Here is a 285-nt window from a genome sequence, read left to right on the forward strand (position 1 = left end):
AGCAGCTCAGAGTTCCGTGATAGAGTCCAAGATCGGCGAAACGATACCTCGTAACTCAAGGCTATCACGATCAGACAGGCAATGAGGAGGAAGAAGCCGGACATTTCCGTTGGTGCCAACCGGTGCAGACTTGAAGCAGACAGGCAAGACAATAGCGTGGATTGATTGCCTCAACCTTAAGGAGATGGAGAACAAATGGCTGTATCGGGCCACTATTCCAAACTCGTCAGCGAGGTCTGCTTTGGGTCGATTCCGTTGAAAAAGGCGGCTGTTGCGGCGCAGGAG

The organism is Bradyrhizobium lablabi (assembly GCF_001440475.1).
In the GTDB taxonomy this organism is placed as follows: Bacteria; Pseudomonadota; Alphaproteobacteria; order Rhizobiales; family Xanthobacteraceae; genus Bradyrhizobium; species Bradyrhizobium lablabi.